The 12,723-nt window shown below is 26.1% G+C and carries 18 protein-coding genes and 1 riboswitch; of the genes, 8 read left to right on the forward strand and 10 right to left on the reverse strand.

Annotated elements, in window-relative coordinates; genetic code table 11:
* The first annotated feature begins 244 nt into the window (after nt 1-244).
* Nucleotides 245-655 (forward strand): ModE family transcriptional regulator, encoded by a 411-nt coding sequence (locus D3Z07_RS04185; protein ID WP_076085798.1) that lies wholly within the window; start codon nt 245-247, stop codon nt 653-655.
* Here D3Z07_RS04185 and D3Z07_RS04190 read toward each other — a convergent pair.
* The 9 genes from D3Z07_RS04190 to D3Z07_RS04230 all read right to left on the reverse strand — a co-directional run bounded on the left by D3Z07_RS04190 (nt 652) and on the right by D3Z07_RS04230 (nt 7,185).
* On the reverse strand, nt 652-1,281 hold the full coding sequence (locus D3Z07_RS04190) for an HAD family hydrolase (RefSeq protein ID WP_076085796.1): 630 nt from the start codon (nt 1,279-1,281) through the stop codon (nt 652-654). The two genes, D3Z07_RS04185 and D3Z07_RS04190, sit on opposite strands and share 4 nt — an antisense overlap.
* Nucleotides 1,278-2,390 carry an aminotransferase class I/II-fold pyridoxal phosphate-dependent enzyme gene (locus D3Z07_RS04195; RefSeq protein ID WP_122893141.1) on the reverse strand — a complete coding sequence of 371 codons (1,113 nt, stop codon included), beginning with the start codon at nt 2,388-2,390 and terminating at the stop codon, nt 1,278-1,280. Before D3Z07_RS04195 ends, D3Z07_RS04190 begins: the two co-directional genes overlap by 4 nt.
* Nucleotides 2,391-2,392: 2 nt before the next feature.
* Complete coding sequence (locus D3Z07_RS04200) at nt 2,393-2,980, reverse strand: TlpA family protein disulfide reductase (protein WP_076085794.1); 588 nt, start codon at nt 2,978-2,980, stop codon at nt 2,393-2,395.
* A 70-nt stretch (nt 2,981-3,050) separates the two neighbouring features.
* A complete protein-coding gene (locus tag D3Z07_RS04205) occupies nt 3,051-3,344 on the reverse strand; it encodes a hypothetical protein (protein ID WP_122893142.1) in 294 nt (97 codons plus the stop codon).
* A gap of 46 nt (nt 3,345-3,390) precedes the next feature.
* Nucleotides 3,391-4,572 (reverse strand): hypothetical protein, encoded by a 1,182-nt coding sequence (locus tag D3Z07_RS04210; RefSeq protein WP_122893143.1) that lies wholly within the window; start codon nt 4,570-4,572, stop codon nt 3,391-3,393.
* A 130-nt stretch (nt 4,573-4,702) separates the two neighbouring features.
* A complete protein-coding gene (locus tag D3Z07_RS04215) occupies nt 4,703-5,353 on the reverse strand; it encodes a DsbA family protein (protein WP_076085788.1) in 651 nt (216 codons plus the stop codon).
* A complete protein-coding gene (locus D3Z07_RS04220; protein ID WP_122893144.1) occupies nt 5,343-5,768 on the reverse strand; it encodes a disulfide oxidoreductase in 426 nt (141 codons plus the stop codon). The genes D3Z07_RS04215 and D3Z07_RS04220 overlap by 11 nt, the downstream gene beginning before the upstream one ends.
* Before the next feature lie 132 nt (nt 5,769-5,900).
* Nucleotides 5,901-6,185 (reverse strand): hypothetical protein, encoded by a 285-nt coding sequence (locus D3Z07_RS04225; protein ID WP_076085784.1) that lies wholly within the window; start codon nt 6,183-6,185, stop codon nt 5,901-5,903.
* Nucleotides 6,186-6,243: 58 nt separating this feature from the next.
* On the reverse strand, nt 6,244-7,185 hold the full coding sequence (locus D3Z07_RS04230) for a methyltransferase domain-containing protein (protein ID WP_122893145.1): 942 nt from the start codon (nt 7,183-7,185) through the stop codon (nt 6,244-6,246).
* A 195-nt stretch (nt 7,186-7,380) separates the two neighbouring features.
* On the opposite strand from D3Z07_RS04230, the gene rraA reads away from it, so the two are divergent.
* On the forward strand, nt 7,381-7,866 hold the full coding sequence (gene rraA, locus D3Z07_RS04235; protein ID WP_076085780.1) for a ribonuclease E activity regulator RraA: 486 nt from the start codon (nt 7,381-7,383) through the stop codon (nt 7,864-7,866).
* A gap of 52 nt (nt 7,867-7,918) precedes the next feature.
* Here rraA and D3Z07_RS04240 read toward each other — a convergent pair whose 3' ends face one another.
* Entirely contained in the window at nt 7,919-8,557 is a 639-nt protein-coding gene (locus D3Z07_RS04240; RefSeq protein ID WP_228200575.1) for an N-acetylmuramoyl-L-alanine amidase, read from the reverse strand.
* Between the two features lie 65 nt (nt 8,558-8,622).
* Here D3Z07_RS04240 and D3Z07_RS04245 point away from each other — a divergent pair, with 65 nt between their 5' ends.
* The 6 genes from D3Z07_RS04245 to D3Z07_RS04270 all read left to right on the forward strand — a co-directional run bounded on the left by D3Z07_RS04245 (nt 8,623) and on the right by D3Z07_RS04270 (nt 12,719).
* A complete protein-coding gene (locus tag D3Z07_RS04245) occupies nt 8,623-8,886 on the forward strand; it encodes a hypothetical protein (RefSeq protein ID WP_076085774.1) in 264 nt (87 codons plus the stop codon).
* Between the two features lie 147 nt (nt 8,887-9,033).
* Entirely contained in the window at nt 9,034-9,360 is a 327-nt protein-coding gene (locus D3Z07_RS04250) for a DUF6172 family protein (RefSeq protein WP_076085771.1), read from the forward strand.
* A 33-nt stretch (nt 9,361-9,393) separates the two neighbouring features.
* On the forward strand, nt 9,394-10,125 hold the full coding sequence (locus D3Z07_RS04255; RefSeq protein WP_076085768.1) for an ABC transporter ATP-binding protein: 732 nt from the start codon (nt 9,394-9,396) through the stop codon (nt 10,123-10,125).
* Nucleotides 10,122-10,868: an ABC transporter permease gene (locus tag D3Z07_RS04260; protein ID WP_076085765.1), complete on the forward strand. Its 747-nt coding sequence runs from the start codon at nt 10,122-10,124 to the stop codon at nt 10,866-10,868. Before D3Z07_RS04255 ends, D3Z07_RS04260 begins: the two co-directional genes overlap by 4 nt.
* A 34-nt stretch (nt 10,869-10,902) precedes the next feature.
* A riboswitch (TPP riboswitch) is annotated at nt 10,903-11,008 on the forward strand.
* A gap of 79 nt (nt 11,009-11,087) precedes the next feature.
* A complete protein-coding gene (gene tenA / locus D3Z07_RS04265) occupies nt 11,088-11,741 on the forward strand; it encodes a thiaminase II (protein WP_206423299.1) in 654 nt (217 codons plus the stop codon).
* A 30-nt stretch (nt 11,742-11,771) separates the two neighbouring features.
* The gene (locus D3Z07_RS04270) at nt 11,772-12,719 is read left to right on the forward strand and encodes an ABC transporter substrate-binding protein (RefSeq protein ID WP_076085762.1); all 948 of its coding nucleotides are present in this window, start codon (nt 11,772-11,774) and stop codon (nt 12,717-12,719) included.
* The last annotated feature ends 4 nt before the right edge of the window (nt 12,720-12,723 follow it).

A 12,723-nucleotide genomic window follows, 5' to 3' on the forward strand; every position in this document is an offset into this window, starting at 1 on the left:
TTATAATTTTTACATGCATTAGGTTACACGACCCTAATAAATAATAAAAACTATAAACTTGATTCTCCTACAAACATACAAGTTAATAAATAGAGTGTCTTCTCCTTTCACTCTATTTATAAAATACAATTATACAAATTTTATACAATAAAATTATAATATATTTAAATAACTAGTTTATAATATAAAGTTATCATAAGCTTGAAACTTTATAATATCACAAAATAAAAGGTTAGTAAAATTAATGGTTAAATTAGATTCAATACAAACAGACTTAGTTCTTACAAATTTAGATGAGAACGGTGCATTATCATGTTTAAAAGCTTTTAGAGTTGCTAAATTAATTGGTAAAGAACCAAAAGAGATTGCACAAATAGCTAAAGATATGAACTTTAAAATCACTAATTGTGAACTAGGAGTATTTGGAGATTTAAAATTTACAGATATGAATGATGATATTTATGATATGTTAAAATCAAATTCTAATAATTCTAAAATAGAATGCCAAGTAGCTTGGAAAATAGCTCAAGAGAAAAACCATTCAATAAATAAAATAGGCTCAACTCTTAAAAAATCAGACCTTAAAGTAACAAAATGCCAAATTGGTTGTTTTCAAGAAGAAGAAAACCATGGTTTTGTAATAGCAACAGATTAAAGAATATTAAGTAAATCTTTTAAAGTATCTATTCTATAACTTGCTTTTGAAAAATCATGAGTTAAAGTGAACTCATTTTTAACAATAACACAATCAATTCCAGCATTAACAGCAGAGCTTAGACCACGTTGTGAATCTTCTACTACAATAGCTTCCGAGGCATTTGCTTTAAACTTTTCTAAACCTGCTAAATATGGATCAGGATAAGGCTTAGCTTTAGGATAATCTTCAACACATAAAACAAAATCCATAAAATCAGTAATTCCTCTATTTTTATGAATTAGTTCAAAATCAACTCTTCTTGAAGTTGTAATAATTCCCATTTTATATTTTTTTGACAACTCTTTTAAAATCTCTTTTACATCAGGAATCTCAATATCTCTTGTTTTAATAAATTCTTGATAATACTCATCTCTTTGAAATCTTTTTTTATCAATTACTTCTTTTGTAATTCCAGCTTCTCTTGCAACTTCCCAAGCAGTTCCACCTCTTGCCATAATTTTCATATATCTCTCAAACGTAAGCTTGATTCCAAGTTCACTCAAAGCTTTTACATTAGCTTCAAAATATAAAGGTTCAGTTTCGACTAAAACTCCGTCGTTGTCAAATAGTATAAATTTTTTCATTTACTTAAATACTCTTTCAATCTTTTTATTCCTTCTTTCATATGCTCTATATCTCTTGTATATGCAAATCTAATATATTGATTTGTTTTATTAGAACCAAAGTCAATTCCAGGAGTAGTTGCTACATGAATATTTTCTAATAACTCTTTTGCAAAAGCAAAACTATCATCACTATACTTTGAAATATTTGCCCAAAGATAAAATGCACCATCAGGTTTTGCATCTATTTCAAAAATAGTGCTTAATTCATCATATAAGTAGTCTCTACGTTCTTTAAAAGTATTTTTGATACTACTTAAGTATTCCTCATCAAAAGCTTCTATTGCTGCGTATTGAGAAAGTGTGGGTGCAGATATAAAAATATTTTGTGCTATTTTTTCAGCTTCTCTACTTAAATTTTTGGGTACTACTATCCACCCTAACCTCATTCCAGGCATACAGTAATATTTTGAAAAACCATTTATTACAAAAACATCATCACTAAACTCTAATGCAGTATGAGCATTTTGCTCATAAGTTAAACCATGATAAAGTTCATCTGATATAAAAGATATATCTTTTTCCTTACAATAAGAAATCATTTGCTCTAAGTTTTCTTTTGAATATAAGTTACCAGTAGGATTAGATGGTGAAGAAATTTGTAAAGCTTGGATATTTTCTTTTTTTAAATGCTCAACAGTTAATTCATAATTAGAAGATTTATCAATATTCATAAAACAAGGATTAATATCTAGCATATTAGCAAAGTTTTTATAACAAGGATAAGAAGGATCCGAAAGTCCTAAGTTTTGTTTATATTTTAAAGTTAAAGTATAAGCAATTAAAAATGCACCTGAAGTTCCAGGTGTTAGTAGTATTCTTTGAGGTTCAATATCTACATTGTAGTTTTTTTTATACATTGTAGATATTTTATTTCTAAGTTCTATTAGGCCTAAACTTTCAGTGTATGAAAATCTATTGTCTTCAACAGCTTTTTGAAGTGCTTTTTTTACTTTTAAACTTGGGTTTAAATCAGGTTGACCTATTTCAAAATGAATAGTATCTTCATATTTTTGAGCCTCTCTTACTATATCCATTACAATGAATGAAGAAACATTTTCATATCTCAAATCTATTTTTTACCAATTGCCATTTTTACATACTCTTCATAAGTTTCTAACTCTGTTTCACCTAGGAATTTTTTAACAAACATTCCATCTTTTGAAAATAAAAATAGTTCAGGAATTCTTTGAACATCACCTAAATCTTTTGCAAGTTTAAAGTTTTCTTCTCCAATAGTAATTGGATAAGTAATACCATATTTCTCAATAAACTCTAAAACTTCAGCTTTTGGTTTATCTTCTTCTTTTTCAAATAGTACTGATACTATTTCAAAATCATCTTTGTATTTTTCTCTTAATTCTTTTAGTACTGGAATACCTTTAATACATGGCGGACACCATGTTGCAAAAACATCAACTAAGATTGCTTTTTTGCCTTTATAATCTTTAAAGTCAATACCTTCTTTTGTTGTAGTAAGTTCAATTATTTTGCCATCAGTAGTTGTAAGTTTAAGTGTTCTTGAAACAAACTCTTTAATAATTGGAGTATTCTTTTTTACATCTGCAACTAAGCTTTCATCAAATTCTGATTTTGAGTCACATCCTGAAAATAAAAAAATTGATGTAAGTAGTGTGAATATAATGTATTTTGTTTTCATAGTTATCCTATATTGTAAGTTTAATTATTTGAAATTATAGTAAAAATAAGTTAATAAATCATAAATGATATTAACTATAAGAAGAAAGTTCTTTTAAAAGTTTTGTAGCTTCATTTTTATTAAAAAAAAGATTCATTGATAGTTCATGATTTATTTGTTTAAGTAGTTTTATTTTTTCAACTGTTTGAGTTTCTTTATCATTCTCATATTTCTTTAGTAAGTCTCTCATTTGAATTTTATAAGCTTGTATTAACTCATCTTTTTTTACAGCAGGTTCTTTTATATTCTTTTTTTTACTTGCAGCAAAAAATAAAAAAATTGCGAAAAATATAAGAAATATTAAAATAAGTGTAAGAGTGTCCATATTTAATCTTTAAGTTATATAAGGTGCATCTAAATGCACCTTATATTTATTTTTGTCTTGCGATTTCTTTTGCTTCATTTGCAATTGTTTCTGCACGTCGTGCTACTTGAAGTGCTTCAGCTATTGCTTTATTAGTCTCTTCATCTTTTTCTAATCTTTCAATTCTTTCTAAAACATTTCTATAAGATATATGTCCGATTGTTTCAAGAACTCTTGGAGATTTAATAATATGATTAATATATGTTAAATCTCTCCAATTATCTGTAATTTGGCAATCTATATGATTTGAATAATCAGATTGAATTTTTGTTTCATTTGCTACAAATGCTAAATCTAAATCAATATCTTCTGTTTTTGCAAAGAAATTATGATATAAATCTTGTAAATAAGTAGATGATTGAAGGTTTGTAATATATGAATATACAGCTTCTTTTTCATCATTTTCTAACATATAAGATAAAATTACATTAGAGATTCTATTCTCTTGGCTTGTAATTGCTTCTTTTAACTTTTCATTACAATTTTTATATACTAATCCTGATTTATCTTTTTCAAGTGCTTTTGTAAATTTGAATAAATCTAAATTATAAGAGTAAGAGAATTTATTAATTTGTTCAATAAGTGGATTTAATAATGATTCTGGATTACTTGTAGTATTAGCATAAGAAACAATACTATTAACAAACTCTACATCATTTTCATCAAAGTCTGTATTTTCACTATATGCACTAATTTCAGCACTTAAGTTTTCATCTAATAATGTTTTAGATTTTTCTTCATAGTAAGATGTTAAATCATCCATTTTATATTTTTTAGAATTCTGTGCAATTAAAGCATATTGAGCTGAAATTTGCTTATATTTATTGATTTTATCTTTAATATTAAAATCTTTTAATAAATTTAATTCTCTTTGTAGAATATCATTTTTTTGCGCATTGATACTGTTTGCTAGTCTAGGACCTCTTTTAGGTAGTTCTGTTGCAAGTTTAGTTAATGAAGAGTCGTATTCATCAAAATCATTAGAGTTTTGTATATTAGATACTAATTTTACAGCTGAAGATATTTTCATAGATCTTCTTATGAAAAATACTATAATTAGTACAATTACCAACACAACTAAAAGTGCTGCGTATACACCATTTGGATCTTGTGCATAAATTTTAGCAATATCAAAATTTGATTCTTTTGCAATTGCGAAAAATGCATTAACTTTTTCTAGAAATGACATTAAAATTCCTTTTGTTTTCTACGTTTAATATTTAATACATAGTATACATAATTTTTCTTAATATTTTCTCTATATAAAATAGGTATTTGGCTTAAAAATACCTATTTTAAAAATCTGCTACAAAAACAGACTATTTGTATATTTCTGATTCTACTAATTCGATTAATGTTGAATAAGATAATACTGCTAATTTTTTTCCATTTACAAAAATAGTAGGAGTTCCTCGTACACCTAAAGTTCTTCCATCATTAGAGTCAATATCCATCATTTCATCAAAATTTGAATTTTTAACATCTTCTTCAACTTTTTTAATATCTATACCTTCAATTTTAGCAATATAAGTCCATAATAATCCAGGTTGAGGATTGTTATGATTTGCCCATTTATCTTGTGTAGAGAAAACTACATCTAAAGCTTCATTATATTTATTTTGTAATCTTGATGCTTCAAGAAGTTTTACAACAAATCTAGAGTTTCTGTGATTTGGTAAATATCTAATAACTAAAGAGATATCTTCGTAGTTTTCTTTATACATTCTTTTCATAATTGGATGAAATGCTGCACAAGCTTCACATTCAGGATCTAAAAATTCCACAACAACTACATTCTTTTTATTATCTCCAAACTTTGGAGAATGAGCTCTTATATAAGGTGCTCCATCTTCACTAGTAGTGACATTTTGAACTTTTTTTGTTTCATTACTTTTGTAAAGATATGTACCTGCTATAAATGCGATTACAAGAACTAATAATGAGATTACAACAATTTTTTTATTTTTCATTTGATAAAATTCCTTTTTTAATAAATAATAATAAGATTAAAATAATTGAATAGGAAATTAATGAAAGAAAAGGAATAGTAACAAAACCAAGCCAATTAATATATTCAGTTGAACAAGGAACACCTTGAACACAAGGAACAATACTTTCAGGTATTATTTCAAACATCAGTAAATTATGATAAATAGAAAAAGACAAACCTACTAATACTATAGGCATTGCATACTTTACAATTTTATCATCTGGGTATAACATATTTACTAAAAATATTAATACCAATGGATACATAAATATTCTTTGATACCAGCACATAGAACAAGGTATAAACTCCATAACTTCAGAAAAAAATAGACTTCCTAAAGTAGCAATAGTAGCAGTTATAAACGATAAAAAAACATAAGTTGATGTTGAATTCAAATTAATTCCTATTAAAATTTTCGAAAATTATATCAGAAAAATTTCTTATTTTAGATTAGGAATTAGAGATTAATTTGTTAGTAATTTATTAAGATATAAGTAGAACTTATAAAAGGTGAGTCAACTCACCTTTTATGCTCCACCACCAATTTCTGAATTTAATTCAGCATGTATTTCACTTCTTGGAATTGAATCACAAAGTGCAACTGATTCATTTAAAGCTTTAAAAAATATTTCAATATTTTCATAAGGTATTTCAACTTCTGAAGTTTTAGTTTTTCCTTCTGAATAAATAGCAATACTAACAACTGGGCTAGAATATTCACCATAAGGTTTTTCAACGTGTTCTATTTTAACTGTGTCACTTGTAGAATGAGCTAACTTAAATGTTTTTACTTCTATATGTTTACATGGCATAATATACTCCTTGAATTTTTATGCAATAATTGTATCATAAATAAAAAAATAAAAAAACTTATTTCTGTTTCTTTTTAATGCAAGTTGCAGTTAAAAAGAGGTAATTCTTACCTGTTAGCGTAACTTTAAACTTTTTTTGTTGTAAATATTTTTTACAAAAATAAACATCTTTATAAAGCAAAGATTGTTCAGAATATGTATAAGTAGGATTTTTTGCACCATAAATCATATCAGCTTCAACCCATCGACAATTTGGGAAACCAAGAATAATACTTCCACCCTCTTCTAAGTAATCTTGAATTAAAGACATAAATACTAATTTAAAGTTAATACTACTTGATTGTAGTGTTCCAATTGAAATAATTAAATCAGATTTCTTTAAATTTAAGTCATCTAATTTATTTATATCATGTGAATAAAACTCAAAGTTTTTATTTGGAAATTTTTGTTTTGCTTGATTAATTGCACTCTTTGAATAATCAATTCCAACAAAATTAATCTTTTCAAAAACTTCAGAATAAACAATATTTTTTATGATTTCAAATTCATCTGCTTTATTAACACCAAGATTTAGTATTTGTTTTTTTTCATATACTTTTGTATGTATTAAAGCTTTTGTGTAAGGAAAAACAAAAGCTGGCTCTTCGTTTTTATTTATTTTAGAAAAGTCTGATTTTATTCCATACTTTTCATTTTCTTCATCATTTAAATCATTATGAAAAGAGCTAGAAAGATCTAGTTTCCTAAATTTTAAGCATATTGTATTTTCTGAAAGAACTATAGGTGTAAGCATTTTACAAAACATTAGTTCAGCTAAATCTGTCCATGATTTATATGACCTATAGATATATGATTCATCTAAATCAATAGTATAACCTGCATAATTATCAATTCCTAAATCTGGATTTAAAACTTCAATACTTATTATTTCATATTTTTTTAATGAAGTTTCAAAATAGTGAATAATCTCATACATAGATTCATTTGTAAATTTTTTCATATAAATTCTTTATTTTTTACGAATTATATAATAGCTTTATAGTTAGTTAGTTTTAAATATTATTTTTATTAGCTTATTTATTTAGATTAATTATAAATTTTAATATTCATTTAATTTATACATTTTTTTTACATTTATTTTCACTACTATATAAATCTCAAATTCATAATTTGAGATAAAGGAAGAGGAAAAGAAATGAAAAATATACATACAGCAGATTTATGTGATGAAAATCAAGATAAAGAGATAAAAGTACTACCAACAAAATTTATAAATTATGGTGGTTTAAAAAGATTTTATGGACAAATTGAAACAATAAAACTAGATAAAAGTAATTGGCGTTTACTAGAAATGCTAAGAGATGAAGATGGAGAAGGAAAAATTGTAGTTGTAGATAATGCACAAGAATTTTTTGGAGTTGTAGGTGATAGATTAATGGCATTTGCAGCTAAAAACAATTGGCAAGCAATAATCTTAAATGGTTATGTAAGAGATACAGATGAAACTAAAAATATTAATGTAGGATTATTTGCAATTGGAACTTGTCCTTTAAGAAATTTTGAAAAAACATCTTCATCAAGAGGTGAAGAAATATGCTTTGAAGGTTTGACTTTTAATAAAGGAGATTACCTTTATGCGGATAATGATGGAGTTATTATTAGTAAAACTAAACTTATTTAGTATATAATATGAAAGAGAATAAGAGTTGAGATAAAAATCTAAAACGCGAACTTTAGTTTTTTAATCCTTTTATTTCTTTTCTCAATGCTTTCATAAACTTTTTATGAGGGTCACTTTTAATAGTTTTATAACTATTGTCTTTTTCTAACCATAATTCATGATTCTTAAATTTTAGATATTCACTATGTGCAATTAAGTACTCAATTGTTTTATATTTTTTCTTTAAATAATTTACTAACTTAATATTAGCTTCTAACTGTTCTTTTGTTAAAGTATCACTCTTTTTTTGGCCTCCAACATTTTCAATTCCTATACTTGAATAATTTAAACCAATAACATGTCTAGCCATGTGAGTTTCATTCATAAGTGAATAAATAGTACCATCTCTAGCAACTAGAAAATGCGCAGATACATTAAGTAATGAAGCCTTTGCTATATCTTTTCTATCAATTAATAATCTTGAAGGATTAAATCTGTGAAAAGATCTCTTTAGACTATTTACAGCCGTATGATGAATTACAATCATTTTTGGAATAATATTAATATTATCAACACTTAAACCATAATGATTCTTTATATAATCTTTTGTTAAATCCATTCTCATTTTATCAAAAACAATTGGTTTTTGTATTATTTCTATAGCTTCTAAGTTTAAAAATATTGTTAAAATAAGTAATAACTTTTTCATCATTTATTGTATCTAAGCTAAACCAATATTTTTCACTATATAATTACATTTTAACTTAAGGATAATAAATGTCAGAAATAAAAGACAAACTAAAAGATTTAGTAGAAAATGGAATGATTCCAGAAGTAGAAGCATATCTTGATGATTTGCATATACTTTTAGCTGAAGGTAAACAAAGTGAAGATGACGAACTTGCTGTAACAGAAATGGAATCACTTTTAGTAGAACTTCAAAATGTACTAGCAGTTATTGAAGAAGATAAAACAGAAGATAGTGAATATCAAAGAATTTATGATTATATTTCACAAAATCTAGAAGATCATGAGCATTAGGGAATATTTAAATGGAAATAATTTACCAAATATTTGAAATAGCAATTTTAATATATTTTGCATACATGTTATATAAATTTTTAAAATGCAGATTTGGAAAATGTGATATCAACTAATGTTCAGATATAATGCGCCAAAAGGAAAGAAATGAAGAAAACATTCAAATTAAACGTTGAAAACAAACACCCAGATAGACAAATAGAAGCTATCAAACATGAAATTAGAAAATACATTAAAAGAGAAAAAAATAAGCCAAGACCTGAAGGTGTTGATTTTTGGAAATTTAACTGTAAATTTGGAAAAAATGAAGAAGAACCAAAAGTAATTGATTTTATTGATATTACAAAAAATATAGATGAAGCTTCAAATGAAAAATGTGAAACTTTATATATGGAAATTTTAAGCGTTGCTGGTATTAGAGAGCCTAAAGTTGTAAGTGATGAAACTACTGAAACAAATGAAGAAGATAATTAAAAATTATCCTCTTTATTTATAAAAAATAAAACCATGAATAATAATTTCATAGCCCAAATACAAAACCTAAACCTTGATTTCAAAGGTAAATCTCTATTTAAAAATCTTAACTTTAATATATTAGAAAATAAAAATACAGCTTTATTAGGAAGTTCAGGAGTTGGAAAATCAACACTTCTTAGATGTATTGCAAATCTTGAAAGAGAAACTATAACAAGTGGAGAAATTACACTTAAAGAAAATACAAATATAGCTTGGCTTAGTCAAGAAAATTCACTTTATCCATGGCTTAGTATTTTAGATAATGTACAACTTTTTTATCATTTAAAAGGATGTAAAACAAAAAAGACTCTACAAAAAGCAAAAGAGATTTTGGACCAAGTAAATATGTCTAAACATTTAGATAAAAAAACTTATGAACTTTCAGGTGGACAAAAACAAAGAGTAGCCTTAGCTAGAACACTTATGCAAGATTCAAATCTAATTTTAATGGATGAACCCTTTTCAGCTTTAGATGCAATTACAAAAATACAACTTCAAGATTTAACTTGCGATTTATTAAAAGATAAAACCGTTGTATTAGTAACACACGATCCACAAGAAGCAATAAAACTAGCAAATCATATTTATATTTTAGAAAATCAACCAGTAAGCATAAAAGAAGTGGCAAGTTTAGAAGGTAATTTACCTCATCAACTTTCAAATGAAAAGCTCTGGAATTTACAAGAAGAGTTAATCTCAAAATTAAAAGAAAGTAATCTATGAAAAAGCTTTTTAAAATATTACTTCCTACTATTTTTTTATTAGGACTTTGGCAAGCTCTTATTATAATTTTTGATTTACCTCATTATATGTTACCGCAACCAAAAGATGTATTTTTACAATTAATAAATCAATATGACTTACTTTTAGAACATACACAAACTACACTTTTAGAAATAATACTAGGAATAATCCTTGGATGTTTCTTTGGTCTAAGCTCTGCTTTTGCCCTACTATACTTTAAAAAAATTGAAAAATACTTACTTCCAATACTTGTAATTTCTCAAGCTATTCCTGTATTTGCAATAGCTCCACTTTTAGTTTTATGGTTTGGTTATGGCTTAGCTTCAAAAATAGTTATGACAGTTATTATTATATATTTTCCAATTACAAGTGCTTGTTATGATGGACTTAAAAACACACCAAAACAGTGGCTTGACTTAGCTCATACATATAAGCTAACACCTTTACAAACTTTGTTTAAAGTACGATTTAAAGCTAGTTTACCCTCATTAGCTTCAGGGCTTAAAATAGCAGTTTGTATAGCACCTATTGGAGCGGTTATTGGCGAATGGGTTGGTTCATCTAAAGGACTTGGATATTTAATGTTACATGCAAATGCACGAATGCAAATTGATTTAATGTTTTCTGCACTTTTTATATTAATAATACTTACTTTAAGTATCTATTTTCTAACAGATTATCTTACAAAGAAATTTATTCCATGGGCTAGTCATTTACATTAAATTGACTTAAGGTTTTTTTTGTGATAAGATTTTGCTTTAATACATAGGGAGCTTATAAATAGGCTGAGAGGGAGTTTAAAACTTCGACCTTTGAACCTGATTTAGGTAATGCTAACGTAGGGATTTGTTTTTTACAAATGTATTTTTATACTTCAATTTTTTTATCTTTTTTTAAAGATAAACTCTTCTTCTTATTTATAAACACTTATAAGGAGAATTATGACTATTACACAAAATCTTATCAAGAAATCTCAACCCTATTGGGATGATTATATTAAACATGAATTTGTTCAAAAATTAGCTTCTGGAACATTAGAGCTTAAAAACTTTCAACACTATTTAATGCAAGATTATATTTATTTATTTCATTATAGCCGTGCTTTTGCACTTGCTATGTATAAAAGTGATACTTTTGAACAAATGGAATTCTCAAGACAAGCTTTAAATTCAATACTAGATGAGATACAACTTCATATAAGTTATTGTAAGGAGTTTGGAATTGATGAAAAATCAATTTATGAACAAAAAGAATCAACGGCTTGTATAGCTTACACAAGGTTTGTACTAGATTGTGGATTAAATGGAGATTTAACACAACTTTATGCAGGTTTAATACCTTGTTTTGTTGGCTATGCAAAGGTTGCTGATTATATCACTTCCAACAACTTAAGTGTAGAAAATAACCCATACCAATCTTGGATAGATATGTACTCTTCAAAAGAGTATCAAGAAGCAGCAAAAGAAGCAACAAGTTTTTTTGAAAAACTGTGTGAAGATTTATCACAAAAACAAATGGAAAAAATAGAAGATATTTTTACAACAGCAACAAGAATGGAAATATCATTTTGGCAAATGGGTTTAGACCTATCATAAAATATAAAAAACATAAGGAAATTAAATAAAATGAAAAAAATAATATCAAAAATAACACTAGGTTTATTACTATTAAGTTCAAGTGCATTTGCAGACAAAGAAAAAGTAAGTTTGCTTTTAGACTGGTTTGTAAATCCTGACCATGCAGCTATTATAATTGCACAACAAGAAGGTTTTTTTGAAAAGAATAATTTAGAAGTAGAAATTATTGAACCAGCTGATCCATCAATGCCACCAAAACTTGTAGCTGCAAAAAAAGCTGATTTAGCAGTTGATTACCAACCACAACTACAAATGCAAGTAGCACAAGGCTTGCCATTAGTTAGAATTGCTACTCTTGTAAACTCACCTCTTAATAGCTTAGTTGTATTAAAAGACAGTGGTATAAAAAACATAGAAGATTTAAAAGGTAAGAAAGTAGGATACTCTGTAAGTGGATTTGAAACAGCACTTTTAGATTCTATGTTAAAATCTGTAAATTTATCAGCAAAAGATGTTGAACTTATAAATGTAAACTGGTCTTTATCTCCATCTTTAATGAGTAAACAAGTTGATGCAGTAATAGGTGCTTTTAGAAACTTTGAATTAAATCAATTAAAAATAGAAAAAGAAGAAGGAGTAGCATTTTTCCCTGAAAATTATGGTGTTCCAAAATATGATGAGCTTGTAGTTGTAGCAAATAAAGAAACTGTGTCGCAAGAAAAATATAAAAACTTTGTAAAAGCTTTACAAGAAGCTACAAAATACTTAAAAGAAAATCCTAAAAAATCTTGGGAATCATTTGTAAGTTATAAACCAAAAGAGTTAAATAATAAATTAAATACTCTTGCATGGAATGATACAATACCATATTTAGCACAAAATCCAGCTGTTTTCGATAAAGTTGTATATAAAAAAATGGCTACATTTATGAAAGAAAACAAGCTTATTAAAACTATTCCAAACTTAGATGATTACGCAAAAGAGTTATTAAAATAAAGGC

Source organism: Arcobacter peruensis (assembly GCF_003711085.1).
GTDB lineage: Bacteria > Campylobacterota > Campylobacteria > Campylobacterales > Arcobacteraceae > Poseidonibacter > Poseidonibacter parvus.

Excerpts from the sequence above, each read along its gene's own strand:
- D3Z07_RS04185 (WP_076085798.1), top strand. The coding sequence starts at position 245 with ATGGTTAAATTAGATTCAATACAAACAGACTTAGTTCTTACAAATTTA.
- D3Z07_RS04190 (WP_076085796.1), bottom strand. The coding sequence starts at position 1,281 with ATGAAAAAATTTATACTATTTGACAACGACGGAGTTTTAGTCGAAACT.
- D3Z07_RS04200 (WP_076085794.1), bottom strand. The coding sequence starts at position 2,980 with ATGAAAACAAAATACATTATATTCACACTACTTACATCAATTTTTTTA.
- D3Z07_RS04205 (WP_122893142.1), bottom strand. The coding sequence starts at position 3,344 with ATGGACACTCTTACACTTATTTTAATATTTCTTATATTTTTCGCAATT.
- D3Z07_RS04210 (WP_122893143.1), bottom strand. The coding sequence starts at position 4,572 with ATGTCATTTCTAGAAAAAGTTAATGCATTTTTCGCAATTGCAAAAGAA.
- D3Z07_RS04215 (WP_076085788.1), bottom strand. The coding sequence starts at position 5,353 with ATGAAAAATAAAAAAATTGTTGTAATCTCATTATTAGTTCTTGTAATC.
- D3Z07_RS04225 (WP_076085784.1), bottom strand. The coding sequence starts at position 6,185 with ATGCCATGTAAACATATAGAAGTAAAAACATTTAAGTTAGCTCATTCT.
- D3Z07_RS04230 (WP_122893145.1), bottom strand. The coding sequence starts at position 7,185 with ATGAAAAAATTTACAAATGAATCTATGTATGAGATTATTCACTATTTT.
- rraA (WP_076085780.1), top strand. The coding sequence starts at position 7,381 with ATGAAAAATATACATACAGCAGATTTATGTGATGAAAATCAAGATAAA.
- D3Z07_RS04240 (WP_228200575.1), bottom strand. The coding sequence starts at position 8,557 with ATGATGAAAAAGTTATTACTTATTTTAACAATATTTTTAAACTTAGAA.
- D3Z07_RS04245 (WP_076085774.1), top strand. The coding sequence starts at position 8,623 with ATGTCAGAAATAAAAGACAAACTAAAAGATTTAGTAGAAAATGGAATG.
- D3Z07_RS04250 (WP_076085771.1), top strand. The coding sequence starts at position 9,034 with ATGAAGAAAACATTCAAATTAAACGTTGAAAACAAACACCCAGATAGA.
- D3Z07_RS04255 (WP_076085768.1), top strand. The coding sequence starts at position 9,394 with ATGAATAATAATTTCATAGCCCAAATACAAAACCTAAACCTTGATTTC.
- D3Z07_RS04260 (WP_076085765.1), top strand. The coding sequence starts at position 10,122 with ATGAAAAAGCTTTTTAAAATATTACTTCCTACTATTTTTTTATTAGGA.
- tenA (WP_206423299.1), top strand. The coding sequence starts at position 11,088 with ATGACTATTACACAAAATCTTATCAAGAAATCTCAACCCTATTGGGAT.
- D3Z07_RS04270 (WP_076085762.1), top strand. The coding sequence starts at position 11,772 with ATGAAAAAAATAATATCAAAAATAACACTAGGTTTATTACTATTAAGT.